This window comes from Ilumatobacteraceae bacterium, from assembly GCA_033344875.1.
Classification (GTDB): Bacteria; Actinomycetota; Acidimicrobiia; order Acidimicrobiales; family Ilumatobacteraceae; genus Ilumatobacter.
This window is the reverse complement of sequence record JAWPMO010000001.1, coordinates 4,930,139-4,954,497: the sequence shown is the minus strand read 5'-3', so window position 1 is coordinate 4,954,497 and position 24,359 is coordinate 4,930,139. Positions and strand designations below refer to the sequence as shown.

The following is a 24,359-nucleotide window of genomic DNA, read 5'->3' as shown; positions in this document are numbered from 1 at the left end:
CCAGAAGCTACCGGCACCCCGGCCACGAGGGAGCGCGCCCGGCGGTCTCGGTAGCATCCGACGACATGCCCCGACTCGTCCTGCACGCCGGCCTGCCGAAGACCGGTTCGACCTCGATCCAGCGGTTCCTGAATGCCAACGCCGAGGCTCTGGGCGAGCAGGGCGTGTGGTTCCGCCCGGTGGCCGATCGGAAGAACCGTCGCGACCACAACTTCTTGGCGATGGCGTTCTGGAACCGCGTGCAGCGGATCTACGCCGACCGTTACGGCGACGATCTGGAGCGGCTTCGGGGCGACAGCCTGCAGGCGTGGACCGGTCAGCTCGACGAGTTCCGGCAGAGTGATCAGGAGACCCTCCTGATCTCGGGCGAGTTCTTCACTCGGGCGGGGGCCGCTCACGTGGCCGCCTTCGCGAAGGAGCAACTCACCGACTTCGACATCAGCGTGGTGTTCTACCTCCGCCAGCCGTCCACGCACTACGTCTCCTGGCTCCAGCAGCACCTCAAGGGCTCCAACAAGATGATGGCCTTCGGTCGAAATCGGTCGAACTGGGCGAGGCGCCTCCGGATGTGGCGAAAGGTCGGGGACGTCACGGTTCGCGAGTTCAGCCGAGCGACGCTCGTCGGTGGCGATGTCGTCGACGACTTCGCATCGGTGCTCGGCGTGGACATCCGAGGATTCGACCGGCCGACGGACGCGAACGAGTCGATCTCCGCGGAGGGCATGGACCTCCTGGTCGAGCACCGTCGCTTCCATTGGCCCGACGGCCGCGACCGCATCATGCCCGAATCGCTGCGACTGATCGAGCAGATACACACGATCGAGGCGGCGGCGGGCGACCGGCTCGGCGTCAGCCCCGCCCGGCTCAAACCAGAACTCGCTGCGTACCTCGACACCGATGTCGAGGAGCTGGCCAAGCTCGACCGGAACTTCGGATTCCGGTACTCGGCGATCGGAGACCCTGCGGTGCTCAGCCCCATCGGTGACCCCGACGAGCTGGAAGGGCGGGTGTTCGAGTCGCTCGACCAGCTCGTCACGATCGACCCCGAGGCGCGCGCACGACTCAAGGCCGAGCTGATCGATCGCGGCGCCAAGTTCGGCCGGAGCTGACCACGGCGCTCGGAACCTCCGGCTACACGATCGGCGGTCGTCCCAGCTTGGTCAACCGCCACACCGTCCGCCAGCGGATGGGGCGCCTCGGGACCGGAACGGTCCAACCGGCGAGCCAACCCTGCCGATAGCTGCGGCGACACGATCCGGCCGGCGCCCGCCACCACCCGGCGACGAGCCAGATCAGCACGTGTGGGAGTGCCACCGCCCAGGGGAGGTTGCGGCGAGCGATCATGACGCGGTTCCGGCCCGTCCGCCACCAGCCATCGGCGTGCCGACCGATCGGCATCGCCGGATGCTCGACCTCGACGTCGGCGAGGTACCTCACCGCGTAGCCGAGATCGTGGAGGCGCCACGCCAGATCGAGTTCTTCGTGCGCATAGAAGAGGTCGCCCCAATAGCCGCCCGCCCGCTCGTACGCCTCGCGACGGATGACCGACGCACCACCGAGGAAGGTGACGACGTCACCCGACCGTTCGCTTCCCGACGCACCCAAACGGGGCACATGGCGACGAGCGGAGCGTCCCGTCTCGTCGACGATCCGGAGCGTGACGGCCCCGATCCGAGGGTCCGATTCGAACAGCTCGACGATCCTCGACGTGGCGTCCGTGTCCAGCAGGACGGCATCGTCGTCGAGGAACCCGACGACCGGTGCGTTCGCAGTAGCGAAGCCTGCGTCGCGACCGGCCGGCACCCCGACGTTGTCCTCCATCACCTGCAGCCTGACCGTCTCCGGCAGCTCCGACCGCACGACCGAGGCCTCACCACCGTTGGCGACGACGACGACTTCGGCATCGTGGTCCTGGGCATCGACGGACTCCAGGGCGGCCCGGAGTTCGGGAAACCGATCGCCCATCGTGAGGAGCACCCAGCTGAGACGCGGCGCGTTCACGACGTCGGCGCCTCGACGTCGGCGAAGGCCAGATCCAGCCCGGGGCGCCGCTCGGTGGCGACGGACCGGAAACGGCGGTCCGGCTCTGCCCAGGTGTGAACGTCGCCACCTCGTCGGCGAAGCACGTACTGGAAACCGTGTGTCCGATAGGCCGTCCCCCCCAACCGGCGGGTCGCGTCGAGCAGCTCACGGTCGACCCCGCGAGCGACCGGGCGCCACCCACCCACCCGCTCCAGCCAGCCGGTGGAGGTCAGGAGGGTCCCGCCGGCCAACGTCCGGCTGTACGACTCCGCGCCGTACGCGAACCGCCGAATCGTCAGATCGGACCCTTCGAGATACACGAACTCGGCCGCCTTCCCCACGACATCGGCACCGGAGTAGCGGTACGCGAGGCACAGGTCACCGAGGTGATCGATGCCGTACCAGTCGTCGTCGTCCCATTTCGCCACCAGGGCGTGGCGGGCGTGACCGGTGAGCGCTGCCAGCACGTCCCCGAACGGTTGCTCGGCACCGAAGCGCTGCACCGTGGTGTCCGACGGCCCGAGGGCCTCGAGCCGTCGGCTCGTCCCGTCGGACCACTCCGAACCGTGCAGACCGACGAGCAACTGGACACGCACACCCCGTTGCCGGGCGACCAGGCCGACCGCCCGTTCGATGTCCGCCGGACGCTTCGTCGCGAGCAAGACCGATACGCCGGGCGGGTCGGCACACCCTGCACGTCGATCGAGCAGGTGCATGGCCGAGCGGCGGCCGCGGATCGAGTGCAGCTCACGGGCGTGTCGGCTGCGTCCGACACCGGCGGCGATCGCTGCGCCCAGGTCGTCGCCGAGGTCGGCGGGCAGGTCGGCGGGTCGGCCGGCCCAACCGAGCGGGGCTCCCGCCGCACCGAGCGCTGCGATCGCATCAGCGGCCCAGGGGCTGCGAGTGGCCTCCGGCCGGAGGACCACCTGCCTGCGTCGACGTGCCGACGCGACGAACCGGGAGAACTCCGCTGTACCCGGCTCGGCGAGTTCACCGACGTTCAGGTCCCCGCGACCTCGCTGAGGGAAATGGATCGGCCGCCACCGATCGCCCGGCCGATGGTCCTCGGTCGAAACGGGTCTGGCCGGCAAGGTCGCGAGCCGAGTTCCCATGATCGGCGACAGCCACCCCTCGAGTCGACGGCGTCCTGCCACGAACTGTGTCCAGCGCGCAGCGATCACGCTGGCCGCCGACACCAACCACGTGCGGACGGTCGACATGGGGCCCGAGACTAACGACGCACGACCGGGGTCGAACCGCGCGACGGCGTCGCTCAGGTGGATTCCTCGATGTTCGGCCTCACGACGTGGAACCCGAAGTGGCCGCAGAACTGCAGCATGCGATCGTTCTTCTGGCGGATGGCGCCACGCCGGTGACGTTTCGAACCGATGATCCGCTCGTTCAGCGGTGACGTCTCCGTGAAGAACCGGTTGAGCTCGTCGGGGCGTCCGCGCACCTGGCGCTCGATCAGGGTCGGGCCGTCGATGCCCGGGCGCATCTCGACCAGCTGCAGGCCGGCGTCCTGGACGATGGTCTTGAACCCGAACGGGGTGAAGTTCCAGTAGCTGAGGGCGTGGTACGGCTCCAGGTTCGACGTACCGCCGACGAACGCAGCACCGGGCTTGAGGACGCGACGGATCTCGCGAAGCAGGTGCTCCGGGTGGCGGACGTGCTCGAGCACCTGATTGCTGTAGATCAGATCGAATGCGCTGTCGGCGAATGGCAGCTCGATCCCGTCGAACGCGACGAGACGGCGCTTCGAACCCGGTTTCCGACGGTCCACCGCCGGTGACGAGACGATGTCGACGCCCGTCCAGACGAGTTCTCGGTCGAGCGAACGGACCACCCGCTCCGAGCGTCCGGTCCCACAACCCACATCGAGGACGTGTCCACCGGTCGGGACGCTCGCCCCGACCAGCTTGACGTAGTAGTTGCCATCGACCTGGATCGCCCGGTCGTCGGGAACCACGTCACCCAAGAGATCGAGTTGCCTGGCCATTCCACCGATCCTCTCTCGCCGCGGCCGCCCACCCTATATCGTCGTCGGAGTCGAGGTCGGCCCACCCGTGACCACGACGTCCGCCCTCGTCCCGTCGGCGCGATGCCGGACCAGCGCCTGAACCGTGCTGGTATCATCCGTCCGGATGCGCGCCCACGGCACCAGTCACGATCCGACGCGGACCGCGGAAGCCGTGAGCGGCGGGATCCGGACGCCGTCATCATGACGAAGGTGCTCGGGCAGCAGGAGCGACCGCACGTCGCGATGGCGATCCAGGGACTGCACGGCACATCCGGGGGCGCCGAACGTGTCTTCGTCGATGTCGCGAATGGGCTCCATCGGCGTGGCTTCCGAGTCACGGTGCTCACCTATCAAGCGCTGAACGGGACGCCGTTCTACCCCCTCGACTACGGGATCGCCCGCTTCGACGGGAGGCCACGCCACGCCGCCGGCAGTGGCCGAAGCCTCGCAGACCCCCTCGCCGGGGTGTCGCGTCGCCATCGCGCGGTGGCGGTCGCCACCTGGCTCGCGACGTACGCCCCGAAGGTCCTCCGCTACCGAAGGCTGCTCCGACTCGCCCGGCCCGACCTCGCGATCGGTTTCCTCCCGTCGACGTTCCCGTATCTCACGCTCGCAGCGACGGGTTCCGGCGTCAAGACGATCGCATCCCTGCACAACGTCCCGGATCGCGACCTCGGCGGAGATCCCGAACGATGGGACCAGAATCCGGTCGACATCGCGATGCGCCGCCGGAGCCTCGCGACGGCCGACGCGACGACGGTGCTCCTGCCGTCGTTCGTCGAGCAGCTCCCGCCCGACGTCCGCGCCAAGGCCTCCGTGATCCCGAACATGATCCATCCGTACGGCGGTGAGCCGGCCGATGTCTCGGACGATGACGACGACAACACCATCCTGGCGGTCGGTCGTCTGGCTCCGGCGAAGGACCACGCCACCCTCCTGCGAGCGTGGGCGCTCCTCGAACCGTCCAATCCCCGCTGGCGGTTGCGCATCATCGGCACCGGACCGCTCCGGGCCGACCTCGAGTCGTTGATCGTCGATCGGCAACTCGAGCGCGTCACGATCGACGAGCCGACCGCCCACATCGAGGACGCCTACACCTCGTCCAAGTTCGTCGCGATGTCGTCGTCCTACGAAGGCTTCGGACTGGTCACCGCCGAAGCGATGGCGTGCGGCGTCCCCGTCGTCGGTTTCGCCGACTGCGAGGGCACCAACGAGATCGTGATCGACGGCGAGAACGGACTCCTCGTCGACCCGGGCACCGACCGAGTCGAGGCGTTCGCGACAGCGATGCAACGTCTCATCGACGACGAACCCGAACGACGACGACTGGCCCGTCAGGCGCCCTCGACCGTGGCGGGCTTCCGACCCGATGCAATCATCGATGCCTGGGAGGACCTGTTGCTCCGCGTCCATCGAGGAAGGCCCGGACGGTGACCACCCTCACGATCTGCATACCGGCGTACAACGCTCACGATCACATCGAGCGGGCGATCCGCTCGATCTGCGTCGACGAGGTCGACGGGGAGGTCGAGATCCTCGTCTGCGACGACGGGTCGACGGACGACACGCGCGCGATCGTCGAGCGGCTCTCCGACGAGATCCACCAGATCCGTCTGATCGCCAATGCCCGCAACCGCGGTCGCCCCTACACGCGCAACCTGCTGCTGCAATCGGCCCGTGGACGCTTCCTCACCTGGCTCGATGCCGACGACGAGAAGTACCCGGGCATGCTCCGAGCGCAGCTGGACGAACTCGGGCGGGTCGAAACCGAACTCGGCACCGGCCACCTGGACGGCCTCCTCGTCTACACGAACTATCACTGGCTCCGCCCCGACTGGAGTGGTCCGAAGCTGATGGCACCCGAGGAGCCGGACGATCCGATGAGGTCGCTCCTCGATGCCAGCTTCGGCGGCTACCTGTGGCTGATGATGGGCCTCCGTACCACGTTCCTCGAGGCCGGGCCGTTCGACGAGCGACTCCCCCGGCTGCAGGATCTCGGCTACTTCATCCGGTTCGCCGAACTCGGCGGACGGTTCCGACGGGTCGACACCGAGGCGCCGCTGTGCGTGTACCACAAGGAAGACAGCGGACGCGGCACGATGGACGTCTGGCGCTCGTGGAACCGGATCTGGCGCACACACCGCCACCACTACGTGTCGTACGGCATGCGGAACGCCCGCAAGTGGCGACGGCACCACTACCGGGTGGCCCGCCGGTACGCACGGGCCAACGATCATTCGCTGGCGCTGGCATGGATTCTCGGTCTCGAGATCCTGTTCATCCTGCGCGGTCGATTCAGGCGGCTGGTGTTCGATGCGTAGCGAGACATCCCACTCGCCCCGCAGATCTCCCACTGCACACGTCTTCGGTGAAAGGACAACCAATGAGCGGAACTGACCTCGTGATCGTCGGGCTGGGTTACGTCGGCCTGCCGCTCGCCCAACAGGCGGTCGCCAAAGGACTCCGAGTGGTCGGCTTCGATGTCGACACCACCACGATCGACGCGCTGAACAACGGTCGCAGCCATGTCGACGACCTCGACGACGACGACGTCCGCAAGATGGTCGAATCCGGGTTCTTGGCGTCGTCCGACCCGACCGTGTTCGAAACCGCCTCGGCGGTCGTGATCTGCGTACCGACGCCGCTCGACGAGTCGGGTGGTCCCGACCTGGCGGCGGTGAAGGCGGCGACCGAATCGGTCGCCCGGCATCTTCGGCCATCCACGCTGGTGGTGCTGGAATCCACCACCTACCCGGGTACGACCGAGGACGTCGTCCGCCCCATCCTCGAACAGACCGGACTCGTCGCCGGCACCGACTTCGATCTCGCGTACTCGCCCGAGCGCATCGACCCGGGCAACGCCGTGTACGGCGTGCAGAACACCCCCAAGGTCGTCGGTGGCGTCAACGAGCAGTCGACCAGCGCGGCCGTCGCGCTGTACCAACGCTTCATCGACACCGTCGTGCCGACCTCGGGCACGCGCGAAGCGGAGATGGCCAAGCTGCTGGAGAACACCTACCGGCACGTGAACATCGCGTTGATGAACGAGATGGCGATCTTCTGCCACGACCTGGGCATCGACCTCTGGGAGTCGATCGCGGCTGCCAGCACGAAGCCATTCGGGTATCAGGCGTTCTACCCGGGCCCCGGTGTCGGCGGCCATTGCATCCCGATTGATCCGAACTACCTGTCGTACAAGGTTCGCACGCTGGGGTACCCCTTCCGGTTCGTCGAACTGGCACAGGAGATCTCGGCCCGGATGCCCGCCTATGTGGTCTCGCGCGTCATCCGAATCCTCAACGACGAAGCCAAGTCGGTCAAGAACGCTCGCATCCTGCTCCTCGGCGTGACCTACAAGAAGAACATCGCCGACGAACGGGAGTCGCCCGCTCGCCCGATCGGACGCCGACTCCTCGAACTCGGCGCCCAAGTGGAGTACGGGGACCCCTATGTCGATTCGTGGAGCATCGACGACATCGACGTCCCCCGGCGAACCGATGTGATCGAGGCCGCCGGCGATGCCGATCTGATCGTCCTCCTGCAAGCCCACGACGACTTCGACCTCGACGCCGTCACCGGTGCCGCGAGCGCGATGTTCGACACCCGAGGAGTGCTCACCGGCGCGAACGTCGAGCGGTTGTGATGGTCGTCGAACAGTGCCAGGTCCCCGTTGGGGGCGCGCAGCCGCACACCGGCGCCACGAGGTTCCACGTCCCCCGGCTCGGGACCTCGGGGAGTCCGACGTGAACGCGTCGATCGTGAGGATCGTGGGGCCCTCGTACTGCGGCTCGACGGTGCTCGGGTGTGCGATGAACACCGGGACCGGCGTGTTCTTCGGCTCCGAGATCTACCGGTACCTGTCGAGTTGGCGCGCCGCCGAGAACGACGGCCGGTTTCCCAGCTGCGACTTCTGCGGGCCGTCCTGCGACTACTGGTCGGAGCAGCTCCGAGACGAACTCGAGGCGTCGAACGCCGACCGGATCTCCCTCGTCCACCAAGCGTTGTTGCGACGTCACCCGGAGATCACGATGCTCGTCGACGGCTCCAAGTCGGTGCCCGATCCCGATGACGACAGCCCCGACTTCGTCATCTCGCCTCGCAAACACCCGATGCGTCTGATCGCGAGCCATCTGTACAACCGCCGTCGGCGTCTCGGCATCGACACCGACGACCTCGGCGAGATCGGCGCAACGATCGATCGGTCGTTGGACGAGTTCGTCCCGGTCGTGCACTCGGCCGCCGCCCATTTCCTGCGAAGCTACCGAACGATCACCGACGCATGTCCCGACGCCCACGTGTTCCGTGCCGACGAGGCGGACGACGACTCGTTCGCCGCGTTTCGTCACCTCGAGGCCCATCTCGGGATCGCCGACGGCACCTTCGACCCCGCCCGCTTCTCGCAGCACGCTGCCCACACGATCGGCGGCAACCGCCAGCCGATCTGGATGACACGACGCGCCCATGGCCAGTCAGCGCCGACCAACGCCCGGACGACGTACTACGACTCGTCGGTTGCCGCCGGCGACTGGAAACAGGACGACAAGTATCAGGTCCTGTTCTCCACTGCTGCGCAGACGATGGTCTGTGACGACGCTCGGTACCAGGATCTGTGTGACCTGCTGGGGTACGGACCGGTACCGCTCGCAGCGACCGACGACTCGGCCGGAGGGACGGACCGTCCCTCATGACGCGCCGGGTGATCGTGCACGTCGGACAGATGAAGTCGGGCACGACCTTCATGCAGCAGACGCTCGCACAGAATCGCGAGTCGTTGCTCCGGAGCGGCATCTCGTACCCGGGCCCCAAGTACAACCAGCAGCACGCCTGCTACGGACTCTGCGGCAACGACATCTACTGGGTCCACGACCAGGAGCGTTGGGAACACGCCGGTGACGCGTTGCTCGATTCGATCCGGGCATCCGACGAAACCGTCGTGATCTCGAGCGAGGCGCTGTCGTGCATGCCCCAGTCCGGGGTGGATCGTTTTGCCGAGCGAATCGGCGGCATCGACACCGTCGTGGTCACGGTCAGGAACATGCTCAGCACGTTGCTCTCGGCGTGGCAGCAGGGCGTGAAGCGCGGCTCGGAGGCGAGCCTCGCGGAGTTCTTCGCCCGGATGCACGACGAACGCGACACCGGGTCAGGACTGTGGCGCAACTACGCATTCGGTAATACTGTCGACCGATGGACGCACCACGCCGACGTGTCGGTGGTCGTCGTCGACAGCTTCGACCGCGACGAACTCATGGACGCCTTCCTGCGCGCCGCCCGGATCGACGACGTCGAACTCGCGGCGCCCGAACTGTCGGCGAAGGACCGCAACGTTTCGCTGCGCTGGGAAGATGCCGAGCTGCTCCGCAGCGTCAACCGAACCACGAACGCACGTCGACGACCCGACGCCGACGAGTTCCGCGGCTTCCTGCTCGAGCATCTGCTGTTCCCGGCGGCGCAGAGCGGGCTCGGCTCGAGGATCAAGTTTCCGGAAGAGCACATCGAGAAGAGCGTCGGGTGGGCCCGGGAGGAAATCGCGAAGTTTCCCCCCGGCACGACGGTCCTCGGTGATGTCGACGCGTTGGCATCGTCCGAGACGGTCGCCTCCACGCCGGACGCCGACAGCTCCGTCGACCTCGTCGAACGCACCGAGGAGTTGCTCTTCGACTGGTTCCGGAGACACGTGCTCCCGGCCGAGCCGAACTGAGGTGACGTTGCGTTCCCACCGCCGGCGACGGGCGAGTGGCCATGTCGCGCCGCGACCGGCTGCGGAGTAAGGTCGAAGCGGATATGGCCGCCGAAGACGACTCGAGCAGCGCACGCCCCGTCGTCCTGTTCTACACCGACAACGGCATCGGGCTCGGGCATCTCACTCGCCAGCTGGCGATCGCCCTGCGATCGCGAGGGGCGTTCCAGCCTCTGTTCCTGACCATGTCGGCCGGCTTCACGCTGCCCCGGTCGGCTGGGATCCCGACGGAGTACTTCCCGTCCTACGGTCGGCTCGACATCACCAAGCCGGAGTGGGAGCCGATGATCATGGAGCGACTTCTCGAAGTGATCGAGGCGACGGACACCCGTGCGGTGGTCGTCGACCATGTGTCGCCCCCGAGGATCTTCGCCGCGCTCCGCGAGCGCGCACCCCGAACCCGCTTCATCTGGTCCCGGCGCGGGCTGTGGCAACCCGACAAGAACCGAGCAGCCGTATCCCTCAGCGACGAGTTCGATCTCGTCGTCGAGCCGGGCGACGTGGCGTCGGTGATCGACCAGGGGGCGACCACGGCCCAGCGCTCCGGCACGGTCTCGACGGCACCGGTCGTCATGGTCGACCCCGCCGACTACGTACCGGCTGACGAGGCACGAGACGCCCTCGGGATACCCCGCGAAGGTCGCGCCGTCCTGGTGAACGTCGGCGATCGGAGTTCCGACGAAGTCCGCCGAATGATCGACCGCGCCACCCAGGCCATCCGTCGCCACGGCGGTCGCGACACGCACGTGTTCGCGCCGATGCACCCGCTCCACGGTGGCGAGGTCGGGGAGGTGCCCGGCATCCACATGGCCCCCGTCTATCCCGTCGCCCGATTCTTCAACGCGTTCGACGCGGTCGTGTCGAGTTCCGGCTACAACTCGTTCCACGAGGTCGTCGCGAGCGGCCTCCCGGCCGTCTTCGTGCCGCACCGCGGCGCTCGGATCGACGACCAGTACCGTCGAGCGGAGTTCGCGTCGCTGTGTGGTCGGTCACAGTGGGCAGCGAACATCTTCAGCCGAGAGTTCGATCAGGCGGTGCGTCGCATGCTGCGTCCGTACGAGCCGGAGATCGCTCGACGGACGACCGAACTGCTCGGCTCGATGAACGGCGCCGAGGAGTTCGCCGAGGTCCTGGCCGGGCTGGTCGCCGAGCGCCCCGGCCCGTATCCCACCGGTGCTCGAACGTCGACACCGACCGATCACACCCCGGCGCTCGATCGTGTCGTCGTCGCGCTCGATCTCGACGGCGACGAACTCGGGCAACTCGTCGCCACCTGGTCACCCGACGACATCGCGAGGACCGTCGTCGTCACCCGCGATGCGGACCCCGGCCCCATCTACGGCCTCGGCGTCGTGTTCGAGACCATCCTGGACGAAGACGAATGGCGTCGAGTCGGCGACTACGGCTACGGCGAGTATGTTGCGATGCGCCTTGCCGGCATCGAACGTCGCTACGGCACGACCCAGACCATCATGAACCCACTGGAAACGAAGGTGAAGACACAATGAGGATCGGTCGCAACAAGGTGCTCGCAGCGTTCGGCGCGGTCGTCGTGGTCGTGGCGGCGATCGTGGCATGGTTGGTCGGTGGCCGTACCGGGCTGCTCGTGGTCGTCGTCGCGCTGACGACGCTGTCCACTGCGGCGCTCGGCGGACTCGTCGCCATGTCCGAGCGACGGATCCGCCGTCTGATGACCGAGCACCATCGACGCGAGACACGGCTGTCCGAAGCCATCGAGAAGATGACGACCAACCTCAGGGACGGGATCGCCGCCTCCGGGCACACCGGCAAACAGTCGGAACAACTGCTCGCTGCGGTGCAATCGGCGTTCGCACGTCAGGAACTCGAGACCCGACGCGCTGCCGACGAGCTCTCGTCGAGCGTCTTGGAGTCGATCGAACGGGGATTCCGATCGGTCGACAGGGAACTGGCATCGGCCACGAGAGAACTCGGCACCCTCGTCAGCGGCGTCGACGTGTCGCGACGAGAGGCAAGTGTCACCGGCCGCCGGCTGGACGAGACGACCCAACGCCTCGAGGCGACGATCGGCGAGGTCGAGACGCTCGCGGCCACCAGCCGCACCGCGTTCGACGATCTGCGCGCCAGCGTGCTCGAGGAACTGACCCGCCGTTCCCGCAACGAGGTGGTGACGAACTTCCGGCGCCTCGTCGACGAGGCGGTCTCCGAGTTCGACTCGCTGCAGCGACTCACCGAGCGCTTCCCGGTGACGGAGAAGCCGCCGCCGCTCGGCGGATGGGCGATCGGCCCAGGTGCACTGCTCTACCTCCTCGAGCACGTCGAAGCCCGTGGCAGCTCGTTGGTGGTCGAGTGTGGTCCCGGCGCCTCGACGATCTATCTCGCCGAGTTCTTCCGTCGCCGCGGTCACGGCCGGGTGGTCAGCCTCGAACACGACGAGCGCTTCTACAACTACGTGACCGACGATCTCGCCCGCCGCGGACTCAGTGAGTTCGCCGAGGTCCGGCACGCCCCGTTGATCGACGTCGAGGTCGGCGGCGGGACCCAACCGTGGTACGACCCGTCCGTCCTGGCGGAGATCGCCGAGATCGACGTGCTGCTCGTCGACGGTCCACCGCAGGCGACGGGCAAACTCGCCCGCTATCCAGCGGTGCCGCTCCTGGGTGGCCGCCTCGGCGAGACGGCACTGGTCATCGTCGACGACGCACACCGCCCCGGCGAACAGGCAGCGATGGCTCGCTGGCGGGATGAGCTCGGGTGGGAGTCGTTGATCACGCCACCCGGGGGCTTCGCAGCCTTGACGCGGCCGATCCAGCCCGAGACGGCCGACGGCGATGATGCGGCGAGCGCCGACGGCGACGCCGCGTCGGACCACGAATCGTCGGAGTCCGGCGACCCGGCCACCGATCCGGCCTGAGCCCGTTCGTCAGCCGGGGGCCGCGGGCTCGTCGGTGACCACCAGGTCGGCCGGCGCCATGAACGGCGCACGGCTCCCTGTCAGCGGTACGTAGAGACTGTCGCGGCCACGGTGACGTTCGTGCCATCGGCGAGATGCCGTGCGGTACAGGTTCAGTGACCCCTCCGAGAACCGCTTCGAGTTCGAGTGAGGGCTCGACGAGGCGAGCACCAGCGGTACCCCGACCGACTCGAGCGACGTCGACCCGAACCGCGACTGGACGCGGCGCATGAACTCGACGTCACCACGCGTCCTGATGTGGTCGAATCCTCCGACGTGGTCGACCAGCCACCTGCGGAACATCAACGACATCGGTCCCTCCCCCACGAACCTAGAGTTGTTCTCCAGATCGATGTCGCCGTTGGCACACACCCTGACGTGGCCGACCTTGCACCCGTGGACGTGTGGTGATGCCTCCAGGAGCGAACACTGGTGTGCCAGCCGCTGCGGGTGTGACCAGTCGTCGGCATCGGCGATCGCCACGTAGCGCCCCGTACACCGCTCCAATGCTCGGTTGCGTGACACGTACGGCCCCACGTTGAGGTCGTTCGAGACGAGCTTGATCCGCGGGTCGTCGAAACCGGACACCCGGGCGAGTGTGCCGTCGGTGCTGCGGTCGTCGACGATCACCAATTCGACCGTGACCCCGGTGGATGCAAGGATCGATTCGACCGCAGGCTCGATCGTGGTCTCGTCGTTGTGGGTCGTCATGATCACGCTGACCGTGCGGTCGGGCGCCGTGTCGGAATCGTGCGCCCGAGGAGCCCGCATCCGGTGGATCCAGTGGCCGTCGCTCCCGGGCAGGAACAGCTCGGTCCACGGGATCAGGCCCTCGCCGCGCACCAGGTCGTCGATCACCGAGAAGGCAGGGCGTAGGTCGACCGTGCCACCCTCGTCCACCTCGCTGTCGAGACGAGCCGCCATGAGTCTGACATCGACGTCTGCCGGCGATCGTTTCCGGAGGAGCGTCAGGATCCGTCGTGCTGCGTCGATGTCGCCGGCGCGGAGCAGCGCCTGGCACACCGGAAGTCCGACGCCGAGCGATTCGAACTCGTCGCCGAAGGCGAGCCGCAACCCCGTGACATCGGGGGAACGAGCTCCGTCGAGGATCTGCAGGAACTCGTACAGGAATTTGGCGGCCGACTCGGGTCGCTCCCGCGCCTGTTCGACGAGGGCAGGAAGGCGTTCGAACGGGACTTCGGCGCCCGCCCGCGCGGCCGCCAGTGCTTGGTCCAGCGTCGCAGCAGCGCGTCGTTCATCGAGTTCCCAGAGGCGGTGGGCGTCCGACGCCGTTGCCTGCATCCCGGCGCTGAGTACGGCAGACCGCACCTCGTCGAACCGATCCGACCTGGAATCGAGCTGCAACCCGTACGGCAGGTCGTTCCAGACATCCGGATCGCGTGCAACCAACGCGCTGGTCCGGTCGAGAACCGACAGGGACGGGGCCACGCTGTCTGCGGTAACGGTGCCGGCCAGCACGTCGACGATCAGGCTGCCGTGGACGGCCGTACCGTCGGGTGGAAGCTGCCCCGGCTGTGACCAGGTTCGGCGTCGCCGCTCGATGGCTTCACGCAGCTCGGCTGCCATCGACGCCGAGATCGGTTCGAAGCCGAGCTGGCGGCGCACCCGGTCGAGATCCAGCGCTTGATGGAGGCTGAGCCGGTCGAGGAAGCGATCACTTCGCAGCAGGAAACCGACCAGGCCGTCGGTGCCGGCCGCCGACGGCCTGGCCTCCCGCAGCACGGTGACCTGCTCGCTGCTCGAGTGCAGTCCTTCGTGGAACAGCGCGCCACCACCGGCGCGCTCCGGGCGAATCGGCTGCAGCCACTTCCGCTTGCGGGGCACCACGAAACAACTCGCACCTCGCTCGACAGCCGCCTTCGCGAACCAGACGTCGGCCATTCCCGGGGTGCCGAACTCGTCGAACCTCAGTTGCCAGGCCTGCTGATCGAACATCGTGGTGCCGGTGCCGAGCAGGTGGACGGGCGCGACGTGCGCCGCCGACTTCTCGAAGTGGAGCAGCACCCGGGCATCGAACAGGTCGATGATCGGGTCGGGATACAGCGCGCCGTGCACGCCGACTGCCGACAGCTGGTCGGCGTCGACGAGGAACTCGGTGAGCTTCTCGATGTAGTCGGTCGGGTAGGAGATGTCGTCGTCGACGGTCGCGTAGTACCGCTGGGTCGACTGCCCGAGGAAGAAGAACTTCCCGTTGTCGCGGACGTCGCCGTGATCCTGCGAACGCTCGACGACGATGCGATCCCGCCGAAGGAAGCCGGGTATGCGCTCGTAGCCGTTGAGGTAGACGCCGATCTTCGCTGCCTGGGGCAGCAATCGGTCGATCACGCGCCGGAGCGAGTCTTCCCGATCCGGAATCGACGCCACGCCGACGAACACATCGGAGGTGGCTGCGCTCGCCATGTCAGTCAGCCTCCCGATGCTCGTTCGTCAGCACCAGCGGAATGCCCGGAAGGACGAGCGTCACTCCGTCGGGTGGAAACAACTCGCCGGTCGTCGGCGACGTGCAGTTCGAGACCGCCTCGAACCGGCGGGTGACCTCGGCCGGAGTCGACCCGGCGACTCGAAACATGGCCAGTCGCGGCGCGGGTCCGATCAGCGGCTTGCCGGCGACCCGACCGAGCGGCAACGGTCGGAGGTCGCGACCGACCACCAGGTGACTCGCCACGGTCCCGGTGAGCTGGGGGTCGATGGTCATCGCGGCAGCCTGCATCTCGATCCGTTGGCAGTGCGCCCAGGAGCTGGGCGGCTGCATGGTGACGAACTCACCGTTGCCGTGCTCGGCAGCTGCGTCGAAGGGTCCGCGGCCGGCCGGGTCACCGTCGACCACGCGGACGCGGTCGTCGCTCTCCGAACGGTCGAGCACACCGCCGCTCACGGCTCGAGATCCGTTCAGGATCAGCACCTCGATGTTCGACCAGGTCTGATCGCACAGCGACTCGAGGACGGGCACCTCTCCCGAATCGTCGACCCACGTCACGACGGTCACCAACGCCGACCCGCCGTTCGGTTCGGCACGGGGTGCTGCACTCGACAGGTTGGCCACGCCGACCGGGGAGCCGACGCAGGTCCGCCACGCCATCGCCGTCGACCCATCGCGATAGATCGTGTTCAACGCTTCGACCACGGGTCCCGACCCGGTGCCCCGGTCGGGTTCGAGGAGCAGGCGCGCCGACGCGGCGCGGAGCGTGAGCGCCGGATCGTTCGAGTGCTTGCCGGTCAGCCGCGCCAGGGCGCTGAGCGCGTCACGCGCACGCCCGCACTCGATCAGACAGTCGACGCGCAGGAGGTCGAGATCGTCTTGGACCGACCGGCTCGCCGCGCGCGAGGTCTCGACCGTCCGGAGTGCCGCCTCGGGCTCGCCGTGATGGAGACGCCACTGGGCGAGCGCCAACGCACCATGACCTCGGGCGTCGGTCGCGTCGGGAGTCGTCGCGAGCGCCGCCTCGAACCGTGCCGCATCGGTGGACTCGTCGCTCGACCACAGACCGGTACCCAGCGCGATCATCCGATCGGTGTCGCCGGATCGACGCGCTGCGGCCCGACGGCCACGACCCGAACGTCGCTCCTCCCCCGAACGTCGCCGCTTCCGGATGGCTTCGACGAGTGGAGCCGGCAAGACCCGCTTGACGAGCTGACGCGCCCGGCTCACGCGCTGCCGGCTCTCGGGGCCCGCCAGCCGGTCCGAGGGTTCCGGTCGGCACATCGGTCGGCTCGAAGCGCTGGGGCCTCACAGAACATAACCCGCACAGTATGCGTTGATTTCGCACGACATCGTCAAACACCGGCTCGGCACGGTGAAGGGCGGAACCGAGATCGACCGTGCGATCTGGCCACCCGGTACCGTACGGGCCCATGCGAGTCTTCGTCCTCGGAACCGGTCGCTGCGGCACCACCACGTTCGCCCGCGCCTGCGCCCACATCGAGAACTTCACCGCGGGCCACGAGACGAACTCCCGTCTCGTCGGTGAACAACGATTCGCGTATCCCGACGACCACATCGAGGTCGACAATCGTCTGAGTTGGATGCTGGGCTCCCTCGCGTCGCGCTTCGACGGCACCGACGTGCTCTACGTCCACCTCCGGCGGGACCCCGACGAGGTGGCAAACAGTTTCCTGCGGCGCTGGGACTCCGATTACCGAGCCAACATCATTCGGGCCTTCGCCCACGGGATCGTGCAGCGGAAGACCGACTGGCAGGAGGACGAGAAGCCGATGGTCTGCCAGACCTATGTCGACGTGGTCACTGCGAACATCACCGAGTTCGTCTCCACTCGCCGCTCGGTCGAGTACTGGCTCCCCGACCTCGGGACCGCGTTCCCCGAGTTCATGAACGTGATCGGAGCGACCGGACCGACGGACCGAATTCTCGCCGAGATCGGCACGCAGCACAATGCCAGCACGGCGTGACGAACAACTCGGGGTCCGGGATCAGGTTGCGAGCGCGAGCATCGTGGTCGCCGTGACCACGGTCGTGATCGTCAGCGGGAACCCGACTCGGGCGAAGTCGGTGAACTTGTAACCACCGAGGCCGAACACCATCAGGTTGGTCTGGTAGCCGATCGGCGACAGGAACGAGCACGACGCGCCGACCAACACGGCGGTCGCGATCGCTCGGGGGTCGACGCCGGCCTCGACCGCTGCCGAGAGGCCGACCGGCACCATCAACGCCGCCGCAGCCGTGTTGGTGACCAACTCGGTCAACGCGATCGTGATGATGATCACCGCCGCGATCAGGCCGGCGTCGCCCGCGCGCAGCACGCCGTCGGAACCGAGCAGTGACGCGATCTCCGCGGCGAGACCACTCGCCGACACGGCGCCGCCGAGGCTGATCGCCACGGCCATCGTGAGCACGACGTCGATGTTGATCGATCGCCACGCCTCGCGCGCCGACATCACACCGCCGCCCACGACCACGATCGCTGCCGCCAACGCTGCTTCGAACAGCGAGAGCCAACCGGCCGCTGCGGTGACGATCATCGCCACCGCCGCCACGATCGGCAGCCAGGCCCGGTGTCGCCGCGCCGGCGGCGGATCGTCGAGAGCAGCGACGAGGGAGAAGTCGGCATCGCCGCGCCACCGGGTCGCGAACGACGCCGAGGCGAGCACGAGCAGCACGTCGCCGGCGCGGAGTTGGAGGCGACCGAGTTGGCCGGTCAGCTCGCCATCCGACCGGTGCACGGCCATGACGGCGCCGCCGTAGCGGGTCCGGAACTCCGCCGACTGCAGCGTGGCGCCAATCAGCCGCGACCCCGGGGACACGACGGCTTCGAACACCTGCGTGCCGGGGCCTTCGGCGACGGCGAGTTGCGATCGTTCGAGGCTGGTGAGCCCGGGGATCTCGTGGAGGTCGATCATGCGGGTGGAGTCACCCACGAAGCAGCACACGTCGTCGGCATCGAGGACGGTGTCGGACGAGGCGGTGATCGTCATGACCGACCCGTCGGGGCCCTGCCGTTCGACCAGTGCGAGGAACGCCCCGTCGAGGCCACGCAAGCCGGATTCGCCGACGGTGCGGCCGTGCAGCGGCCCGTCGCGGTCGACGCGGGCCGCCATCTGGAACTCACGTGCCCGTCGATCGATGTTCGCGGTCGCGGCCACCCGTTCCGGAAGGAGCCGGGGACCGACAGCCACGAGCACGGCGACGCCGACGAGCGCGACCGGCAGTCCGACGGCGGTGATCTCGAACATCCCGAGCGGCTCCTCCCCCGCCTGCTTCAGCAGGTCGGAGACGACCAGGTTCGTGGACGTGCCGATCAGGGTGATCGTGCCACCGAGCAGGCTCGCGAACGACAGCGGCATCAGGAAGCGCGACGCGCTCACGCCACGCCGCTGACACGAGCGAACGAGGCGGGGTGCGGTCATCGCGACCAGCGGTGTGTTGGGCACGAACGCCGAGATCGCGGCCGTGCCGCTGACCAGCCGGAGCAGCGACCCGTGGCCGAGGAGCCGATCGACCAGCACGTTCAATGCACCGGTCAGCGTGACGGCACCAGCGACCACGTAGAGCGCTGCGATCGTCGACGGCGCCGACGCCGAGAACCCGCTGAGTGCGATGTTCTGGTCGATCACCCCGGCGAACAGCAGCGATGCCACTGCACCGCCGAGGACGATGACGGCCGGGAACCGGTCGCGCACGAGCACGACGCCGGTGACCAGCAGGACGACCAGCGTGATCCAGGAATCGGTGCTCATGATCGACCGGTTGCCGACGTCACCGAAGGATGCCGCGCTCGCGGAGCGCTGCGATCACGGCATCGGCCGCGTCCTCTGGCGCCATCGTCGCCGTGTCGACGTAGACCTCCGGGTGCTCCGGTGGTTCGTACGGCGAGTCGATCCCCGTGAAGTTGCTGAGTTCGCCGCGGCGCGCCTTGGCGTACAGCCCCTTCGGGTCGCGGCTCTCGGCGAGCGAGACGCTCGCGTCGACGTGCACCTCGACGAACTCGCCGTCCTCGACCCGCTCGCGGGCCAGCCGGCGCTCCGCTCGGAACGGTGAGATGAACGACACGAGTACCAGGAGGCCGGCGTCGACCATCAGGCCCGACACCTCGGCGATCCGGCGGATGTTCTCGACGCGGTCGGCGTCGGTGAACCCGAGGTCGCGGTTGAGTCCGTGGCGGACGTTGTCGCCGTCGAGGAGGTAGGTGCGCACGCCCATCGTGTGCAGCTTCGACTCGACGATGTTGGCGATGGTCGACTTGCCGGCGCCGGAGAGGCCGGTCATCCAGACGACGCCCGGTCCATGGCTGTTCAACTCGCTGCGGGCGGCCTTGTCGACCTTGACGTCCTGCCAGTGGATGTTGTGCGAGCGGCGGAGCGCGAAGTGCAGCAGACCCGCGCCGACGGTGTTCTGCGTCAGCTTGTCGATGATGACGAACCCGCCGGTGTTCCGGTTGGCGGCGTACGGATCGAACGGGATCGGCCGGTCGAGGCTCAGGTTGCACACGCCGATCTCGTTGAGCTCGAGCGTGTTGGCCGCCAGGTGGTCGAGCGTGTTCACGTCGACCCGGTACTTCGGGTTGGCGATCGACACGCCGACCGTCCGGGTCCCGATCTTCATCAGGTACGGGCGGCCGGGCAGCATGGCGTCTTCGTGCATCCAGATCACGTGGCCTTCGAACTGGTCGGAGACCTCGGCGGGGGCGTCGGCGGCGCAGATCAGATCGCCGCGTGAGGCGTCGATCTCGTCGGTGAGCGTGAGCGTCACCGACTGGCCGGCGATCGCCTCGTCGAGATCGCCGTCCATCGTCACGATCCGGTCGACCGTGCTCGTGGTGCCGGCGGGCAGCACCCGAACCGCATCGCCCGGTCGAACGGTGCCGCCGACGATCTCGCCGGAGAAGCCTCGGAAGTCGAGGTTCGGGCGGTTCACCCACTGCACGGGGAACCGGAAGTCGCCGTCGGCGCGCTCGTCGTCGACCGGGACGGTCTCGAGGAACCCGATCAGGGTCGGGCCGTCGTACCAGTCGGTGTGCGCGCTGCGCTCGGTGACGTTGTCGCCCTTGAGCGCCGACATCGGGATGAACGTCATGTGCTCGAGCCCGATCTGGGCGGCGAACTCGCGGTACTCGGCCTCGATCTCGTCGAAACGTTCTTCGGAGAACTCGACGAGGTCCATCTTGTTGACGGCCACGACGACCCGCTTGATGCCCAGGAGCGACACCAGGTAGCTGTGTCGACGGGTCTGGGTGAGCACGCCCTTGCGGGCGTCGATCAGGATCACGGCGACGTCGGCCGTCGAGGCACCGGTCACCATGTTGCGGGTGTACTGCTCGTGGCCCGGGGTGTCGGCCACGATGAACTTGCGGTGCTCGGTCGAGAAGAACCGGTAGGCGACGTCGATCGTGATGCCCTGCTCGCGTTCGGCGGCGAGACCGTCGAGCAGCAGTGCGAAGTCCAGATCTTCACCCTGGGTGCCGACCTTGGCCGAGTCGGCCTTCAGTGCGGCGAGGTGATCTTCGAAGACCAGGTGCGATTCGAACAGCAGCCGGCCGATGAGCGTCGACTTGCCGTCGTCGACCGATCCGCACGTGATGAAGCGGAGCAGCGACTTGTACTGGTGGGACCGGAGGTACCCCTCGATGTCCTCGGCGATGAGATCGGATGAATGTGCCATCAGAAGTACCCCTCCTGCTTCTTCTTCTCCATGGACGCCGCACCATCGAAGTCGATCACTCGACCCTGACGCTCGGATGTCGTCGCGAGCAGCATCTCCTGGATGACGTCGGTCAACTCGGTCGCGTCGCTCTCGATCGCACCCGACAGCGGGTAGCAACCCAGCGTGCGGAATCGGATCGACTTCATCTCGGGCTGCTCACCCTCGTGCAGGCGGAAGCGGTCGTCGTCGACCATGATCATCACGCCGTCGCGGTCGACGACCGGACGCGGCGCCGACAGGTAGAGCGGCACGATCGGGATCTGCTCGAGATGGATGTACTGCCAGACGTCGAGTTCGGTCCAGTTCGAGATCGGGAAGACACGCAACGTCTCACCCGGGCTGCGGCGGCCGTTGTACACCTGCCAGAGCTCGGGGCGCTGACGCTTCGGGTCCCACTGGTGTTGCGGTGAGCGGATGGAGAACACGCGCTCCTTGGCACGGGACTTCTCTTCGTCGCGACGGGCGCCGCCGAAGCAGAGGTCGAATCGGTGCTTGTCGATGACCTGCTTGAGGCCCTCGGTCTTCCACATGTCGGTGTGGAGGGCGGAACCGTGGTCGAACGGGTTGATCCCCCGCTCGACGCACTCGGGGTTCTGATGCACGATCAGCTCCATGCCGGCCTCCTTGGCGGCGCCATCACGGAACGCGTACATGTCGCTGAACTTCCACGTGGTGTCGACGTGGACCAGCGGGAACGGCGGCACGCTCGGGAAGAACGCCTTGCGGGCCAGGTGCAACATGACCGAGCTGTCCTTGCCGATCGAGTACAGCATGGCGGGACGCTCGCTCTCGGAGACGGCCTCGCGCATGATCTGGATCGCTTCGGACTCGAGGCGCTGGAGATGGGTCAGGCGACCGGCCGTGATCTCCGGTGCCTGCTCAGACACGTTTACCGTATTCTCTACCATGACACGGGAGAATACGGAGTTGAGCGGCCGGGTGCAACCCGATTCGACTCAAGAATTCTTCAGGACAGCACGTTGCCGACCGCCGCGACGACCTCGTCGTGGAACCTGCCACTCGTCGCGATGACACCGCTGTTCGCCGACAGGCGAGCGCCCCGGGCGAAGTCGAGCGGAGCGCCGTGCACGTCGGTCACCCGCCCACCGGCGTTCTCGACCACCAACTTGCCGGCCGCGTGATCCCAGATCTTCTCGACGTAGTCGGCCCGCGTCGGGAGCCGCAGGTACACGTTCGCGTCGCTGAGGGCGATCGCGCCGTACTTGCACTGGCTGTCGATCCGATACGGCTCGGCGGTCATACCGAGTTGCTCGGCGATCTGGGCGGACTGCCCCTGGTCGGAGTGCCCGGACTCGACCGATTCGCAGAACCGGGCGACATCGAGCGACGCGGGCGGCACGACGTTCACCTGGGTGCGCTCCCCCGCCGCCAGTAGATGGGTTTCGCCGTGAGCGGCCACGAACGTCGCACCCCGAGCGCCGGAGGTGAGCGGGTAGTTCGGACATCCGAGCACGCCGAGCACGACCTCGCCGTGTTCGATCAGCGCCAGCGCGATCGCGTACTGATCGCCGCGGAGGAAGCCCTTCGTGCCGTCGATCGGGTCGAGTGTCCAGTACCGGTCGGCCGAAGCCGACCCCGAGCCGACGGCGATCCAGTCGAGCAGGGTCGCCGGCGACACATCGCGGGCGAGCGTGGACGACACGAGCCCGGCCACGCCGTCGAGCAAGCCCGACCGATCGTCGACGAGGTCGTTCGCGTCCTCCTCCCCCACCATCTCGATCTCGCCGAGCGAATCGGTGAGGACGGCGCAGACGACCGCCTGGGCGCCGAAGTCGGCGACCGTGACCGGGCTGTCATCGGTCTTGGTGAGCGTGTCGCCTGCCAGCAATCGCCCCTGTGCCGACGTCGTCAGGTCGGCGGCAGCGGTCACGGCGGCGATCGCCGCGTCGATGGTTGGTCGGTCGACGGTCATGCATGTCTCGTTTCGGTGTCGTGTCGGTACTCGGCGGCGAGCGATCGCACGTCGGCCGGCAGTTCGCCTCGGGCCAGATCGGCCACGGTGACGGTCTCGAGCACCCGCCTCAAACTCGCTCGAATCGCCATCCAGACCTCGGGCAACTGTTCTGCGGGTGTGGCGTAGCTGAGCCCGCGCAGGCTCTCGTCGTGCACGTCGGCGAGTGGGCCGTCGATCGCCCGGAACACGTCGGCGAGCGTGATCGACTCGCCGCTCCGAGAGAGCGTGAAGCCGCCGTGCGGACCCCGTCGGGACCGAACGAGCTCGGCCCGCTTGAGGTCACGCAGGATGTCGAGCAGGTACTTCAGCGAGATGCCCTGGCGTTCGGCGATGACCTCGGCCTTGAGCGATTCGCCCTCCGCCGTCGCCAACTCCGCCATGGAGCGCACGGCATTGTCGACACGCTCGGAGATCCGCATGGAACCGGACGTTACCGCCGAAGCCGCCCGGTGGCGGCGGACCCGTCAGCCGGTCTTCACCCGCTCGAGCCATCCCATGAGGATCGCCACGGCTCTCGGATCGTGCCGTAAACGGTGCCCGGCGCCCTGGAGCAACGACAGTTCGGCCGCTCCGTGAGCCTGCGCCAACTGCCGGGCATCGGACGTCGGGACGCTCTCGTCGTCCTCGCCGTGCATCACGAGCAGCGGGCGTGGCGAGAAGCGCCGGGCCGCAGCGGTCGGGCGGAATCGGCGGAATGCCCTCGCCCAATCGTCCATGTTGTTCGGGAAGCCGGGCGTTCGCACCGCACCGATGTCACGCGCGTGGTCGAGAAAGCGGCGCGGGTGGTCGGCCCAGTCGTCGAAGTCGGCTCGTGGCGACAGCAGCCCCGCCGCGGCGACACGCGGGTCGTCCGCGGCCACACAGATCGCGATCGACCCGCCCGTGTTGGTGCCGACCAGTACGACCTTCGACACGTCGAAGGTGTGGATCGAGTGGTCGATCGCCGCACGCAGGTCGTCGATCCACCCCTGGAGCGAGAAGTCGCCGGTGCTGGTCCCGCACCCGCGGAACGTGAACGTCATCGCCGGCATCCCGATCTCGATGGCGACCCGATCGATGAGTTGGGGAAAGGTGCCGGCCGAACGACGAGCGTCGATCGGCCCGACCGGGAACCCGTGGCACAGGATCAGCGCAGGCACATCGGCATCGCGCGCGCCGCTGCCGGACGGCTCCTTGAGATGACTCGCCAGCGTGAATCCGCCGCTGCGGAAGGTCGATTCCATGACGTGACGGGTCGGAGCGGGTCAGGAACGTGGCTTGCGGGCGATTCGCCGCTTGCCCGGGGTGGCCAACGTGTACCCGCGGTTCCGCGCCTCGACGAGCGTGTCGGGACCGAACTGGATGCCGACGCCGGCATCGACGAACTCCTGGACGATCTCGGCGTCGTCCCACTCGTCGAGGTCGTAGACGAGTTGGGTCCGCTTGTCTCCGACGAAACGTGCGTGCTCGAAACGCGTGGGGCGATCCATGACCGCACATCGTACGCGGAACGAGGGA

General features: G+C 67.7%; 21 protein-coding genes. 9 read left to right on the top strand and 12 right to left on the bottom strand.

Features of this window, described 5'->3' with window-relative positions; all coding sequences use genetic code 11:
* The first annotated feature begins 65 nt into the window (after window positions 1–65).
* The gene (locus R8G01_23365; protein MDW3216950.1) at window positions 66–1,109 is read left to right on the top strand and encodes a hypothetical protein; all 1,044 of its coding nucleotides are present in this window, start codon (window positions 66–68) and stop codon (window positions 1,107–1,109) included.
* A 22-nt stretch (window positions 1,110–1,131) separates the two neighbouring features.
* Here the strand turns inward: R8G01_23365 and R8G01_23360 are convergent, their stop codons facing one another.
* The 3 genes from R8G01_23360 to R8G01_23350 are packed head-to-tail and all read right to left on the bottom strand — an operon-like array spanning window position 1,132 to window position 4,021.
* Window positions 1,132–2,001 carry a glycosyltransferase gene (locus R8G01_23360; GenBank protein ID MDW3216949.1) on the bottom strand — a complete coding sequence of 290 codons (870 nt, stop codon included), beginning with the start codon at window positions 1,999–2,001 and terminating at the stop codon, window positions 1,132–1,134.
* Complete coding sequence (locus R8G01_23355) at window positions 1,998–3,242, bottom strand: hypothetical protein (GenBank protein ID MDW3216948.1); 1,245 nt, start codon at window positions 3,240–3,242, stop codon at window positions 1,998–2,000. The genes R8G01_23360 and R8G01_23355 overlap by 4 nt, the downstream gene beginning before the upstream one ends.
* A 53-nt stretch (window positions 3,243–3,295) precedes the next feature.
* A complete protein-coding gene (locus tag R8G01_23350; protein MDW3216947.1) occupies window positions 3,296–4,021 on the bottom strand; it encodes a class I SAM-dependent methyltransferase in 726 nt (241 codons plus the stop codon).
* Between the two features lie 222 nt (window positions 4,022–4,243).
* On the opposite strand from R8G01_23350, the gene R8G01_23345 reads away from it, so the two are divergent.
* The 7 genes from R8G01_23345 (at window position 4,244) to R8G01_23315 (ending at window position 12,672) form a co-directional block, all read left to right on the top strand.
* The gene (locus R8G01_23345; protein MDW3216946.1) at window positions 4,244–5,476 is read left to right on the top strand and encodes a glycosyltransferase; all 1,233 of its coding nucleotides are present in this window, start codon (window positions 4,244–4,246) and stop codon (window positions 5,474–5,476) included.
* Complete coding sequence (locus R8G01_23340; protein MDW3216945.1) at window positions 5,473–6,363, top strand: glycosyltransferase family A protein; 891 nt, start codon at window positions 5,473–5,475, stop codon at window positions 6,361–6,363. Before R8G01_23345 ends, R8G01_23340 begins: the two co-directional genes overlap by 4 nt.
* Window positions 6,364–6,425: 62 nt before the next feature.
* Window positions 6,426–7,685: a nucleotide sugar dehydrogenase gene (locus R8G01_23335; protein ID MDW3216944.1), complete on the top strand. Its 1,260-nt coding sequence runs from the start codon at window positions 6,426–6,428 to the stop codon at window positions 7,683–7,685.
* Between the two features lie 100 nt (window positions 7,686–7,785).
* The gene (locus R8G01_23330; GenBank protein MDW3216943.1) at window positions 7,786–8,730 is read left to right on the top strand and encodes a hypothetical protein; all 945 of its coding nucleotides are present in this window, start codon (window positions 7,786–7,788) and stop codon (window positions 8,728–8,730) included.
* Window positions 8,727–9,740, top strand: a complete 1,014-nt coding sequence (locus R8G01_23325) for a hypothetical protein (GenBank protein ID MDW3216942.1) — start codon at window positions 8,727–8,729, stop codon at window positions 9,738–9,740. Before R8G01_23330 ends, R8G01_23325 begins: the two co-directional genes overlap by 4 nt.
* Window positions 9,741–9,823: 83 nt before the next feature.
* The gene (locus tag R8G01_23320; protein MDW3216941.1) at window positions 9,824–11,287 is read left to right on the top strand and encodes a hypothetical protein; all 1,464 of its coding nucleotides are present in this window, start codon (window positions 9,824–9,826) and stop codon (window positions 11,285–11,287) included.
* A complete protein-coding gene (locus tag R8G01_23315) occupies window positions 11,284–12,672 on the top strand; it encodes a class I SAM-dependent methyltransferase (protein ID MDW3216940.1) in 1,389 nt (462 codons plus the stop codon). The genes R8G01_23320 and R8G01_23315 overlap by 4 nt, the downstream gene beginning before the upstream one ends.
* Before the next feature lie 9 nt (window positions 12,673–12,681).
* Here R8G01_23315 and R8G01_23310 read toward each other — a convergent pair whose 3' ends face one another.
* A complete protein-coding gene (locus tag R8G01_23310; GenBank protein ID MDW3216939.1) occupies window positions 12,682–15,132 on the bottom strand; it encodes a glycosyltransferase family A protein in 2,451 nt (816 codons plus the stop codon).
* A 1-nt stretch (window position 15,133) separates the two neighbouring features.
* Window positions 15,134–16,381: a glycosyltransferase family A protein gene (locus tag R8G01_23305; GenBank protein ID MDW3216938.1), complete on the bottom strand. Its 1,248-nt coding sequence runs from the start codon at window positions 16,379–16,381 to the stop codon at window positions 15,134–15,136.
* Window positions 16,382–16,584: 203 nt separating this feature from the next.
* Between R8G01_23305 and R8G01_23300 the strand changes: the two genes are divergently transcribed.
* A complete protein-coding gene (locus tag R8G01_23300) occupies window positions 16,585–17,139 on the top strand; it encodes a hypothetical protein (GenBank protein ID MDW3216937.1) in 555 nt (184 codons plus the stop codon).
* A 21-nt stretch (window positions 17,140–17,160) separates the two neighbouring features.
* Here the strand turns inward: R8G01_23300 and R8G01_23295 are convergent, their stop codons facing one another.
* The 7 genes from R8G01_23295 to R8G01_23265 all read right to left on the bottom strand — a co-directional run bounded on the left by R8G01_23295 (window position 17,161) and on the right by R8G01_23265 (window position 24,331).
* Entirely contained in the window at window positions 17,161–18,924 is a 1,764-nt protein-coding gene (locus R8G01_23295; protein ID MDW3216936.1) for an SLC13 family permease, read from the bottom strand.
* Between the two features lie 19 nt (window positions 18,925–18,943).
* A complete protein-coding gene (cysN, locus tag R8G01_23290) occupies window positions 18,944–20,845 on the bottom strand; it encodes a sulfate adenylyltransferase subunit CysN (GenBank protein ID MDW3216935.1) in 1,902 nt (633 codons plus the stop codon).
* The gene (gene cysD / locus R8G01_23285) at window positions 20,845–21,774 is read right to left on the bottom strand and encodes a sulfate adenylyltransferase subunit CysD (protein ID MDW3216934.1); all 930 of its coding nucleotides are present in this window, start codon (window positions 21,772–21,774) and stop codon (window positions 20,845–20,847) included. The genes cysN and cysD overlap by 1 nt, the downstream gene beginning before the upstream one ends.
* Window positions 21,775–21,854: 80 nt before the next feature.
* Window positions 21,855–22,820: a 3'(2'),5'-bisphosphate nucleotidase gene (locus R8G01_23280; GenBank protein MDW3216933.1), complete on the bottom strand. Its 966-nt coding sequence runs from the start codon at window positions 22,818–22,820 to the stop codon at window positions 21,855–21,857.
* On the bottom strand, window positions 22,817–23,281 hold the full coding sequence (locus tag R8G01_23275) for an Rrf2 family transcriptional regulator (GenBank protein ID MDW3216932.1): 465 nt from the start codon (window positions 23,279–23,281) through the stop codon (window positions 22,817–22,819). Before R8G01_23275 ends, R8G01_23280 begins: the two co-directional genes overlap by 4 nt.
* Before the next feature lie 45 nt (window positions 23,282–23,326).
* Window positions 23,327–24,085 (bottom strand): alpha/beta hydrolase, encoded by a 759-nt coding sequence (locus tag R8G01_23270; GenBank protein MDW3216931.1) that lies wholly within the window; start codon window positions 24,083–24,085, stop codon window positions 23,327–23,329.
* 21 nt (window positions 24,086–24,106) lie between these two features.
* The gene (locus R8G01_23265) at window positions 24,107–24,331 is read right to left on the bottom strand and encodes a hypothetical protein (protein ID MDW3216930.1); all 225 of its coding nucleotides are present in this window, start codon (window positions 24,329–24,331) and stop codon (window positions 24,107–24,109) included.
* Between the last annotated feature and the right edge of the window lie 28 nt (window positions 24,332–24,359).

Excerpts from the sequence above, each read along its gene's own strand:
- R8G01_23345 (MDW3216946.1), top strand. The coding sequence starts at position 4,244 with ATGACGAAGGTGCTCGGGCAGCAGGAGCGACCGCACGTCGCGATGGCG.
- R8G01_23275 (MDW3216932.1), bottom strand. The coding sequence starts at position 23,281 with ATGCGGATCTCCGAGCGTGTCGACAATGCCGTGCGCTCCATGGCGGAG.
- R8G01_23355 (MDW3216948.1), bottom strand. The coding sequence starts at position 3,242 with ATGTCGACCGTCCGCACGTGGTTGGTGTCGGCGGCCAGCGTGATCGCT.
- R8G01_23300 (MDW3216937.1), top strand. The coding sequence starts at position 16,585 with ATGCGAGTCTTCGTCCTCGGAACCGGTCGCTGCGGCACCACCACGTTC.
- R8G01_23325 (MDW3216942.1), top strand. The coding sequence starts at position 8,727 with ATGACGCGCCGGGTGATCGTGCACGTCGGACAGATGAAGTCGGGCACG.
- R8G01_23310 (MDW3216939.1), bottom strand. The coding sequence starts at position 15,132 with ATGGCGAGCGCAGCCACCTCCGATGTGTTCGTCGGCGTGGCGTCGATT.
- R8G01_23265 (MDW3216930.1), bottom strand. The coding sequence starts at position 24,331 with ATGGATCGCCCCACGCGTTTCGAGCACGCACGTTTCGTCGGAGACAAG.
- R8G01_23280 (MDW3216933.1), bottom strand. The coding sequence starts at position 22,820 with ATGACCGTCGACCGACCAACCATCGACGCGGCGATCGCCGCCGTGACC.
- R8G01_23335 (MDW3216944.1), top strand. The coding sequence starts at position 6,426 with ATGAGCGGAACTGACCTCGTGATCGTCGGGCTGGGTTACGTCGGCCTG.
- R8G01_23320 (MDW3216941.1), top strand. The coding sequence starts at position 9,824 with ATGGCCGCCGAAGACGACTCGAGCAGCGCACGCCCCGTCGTCCTGTTC.
- R8G01_23350 (MDW3216947.1), bottom strand. The coding sequence starts at position 4,021 with ATGGCCAGGCAACTCGATCTCTTGGGTGACGTGGTTCCCGACGACCGG.
- R8G01_23315 (MDW3216940.1), top strand. The coding sequence starts at position 11,284 with ATGAGGATCGGTCGCAACAAGGTGCTCGCAGCGTTCGGCGCGGTCGTC.
- cysN (MDW3216935.1), bottom strand. The coding sequence starts at position 20,845 with ATGGCACATTCATCCGATCTCATCGCCGAGGACATCGAGGGGTACCTC.
- R8G01_23295 (MDW3216936.1), bottom strand. The coding sequence starts at position 18,924 with ATGAGCACCGATTCCTGGATCACGCTGGTCGTCCTGCTGGTCACCGGC.
- R8G01_23365 (MDW3216950.1), top strand. The coding sequence starts at position 66 with ATGCCCCGACTCGTCCTGCACGCCGGCCTGCCGAAGACCGGTTCGACC.
- R8G01_23270 (MDW3216931.1), bottom strand. The coding sequence starts at position 24,085 with ATGGAATCGACCTTCCGCAGCGGCGGATTCACGCTGGCGAGTCATCTC.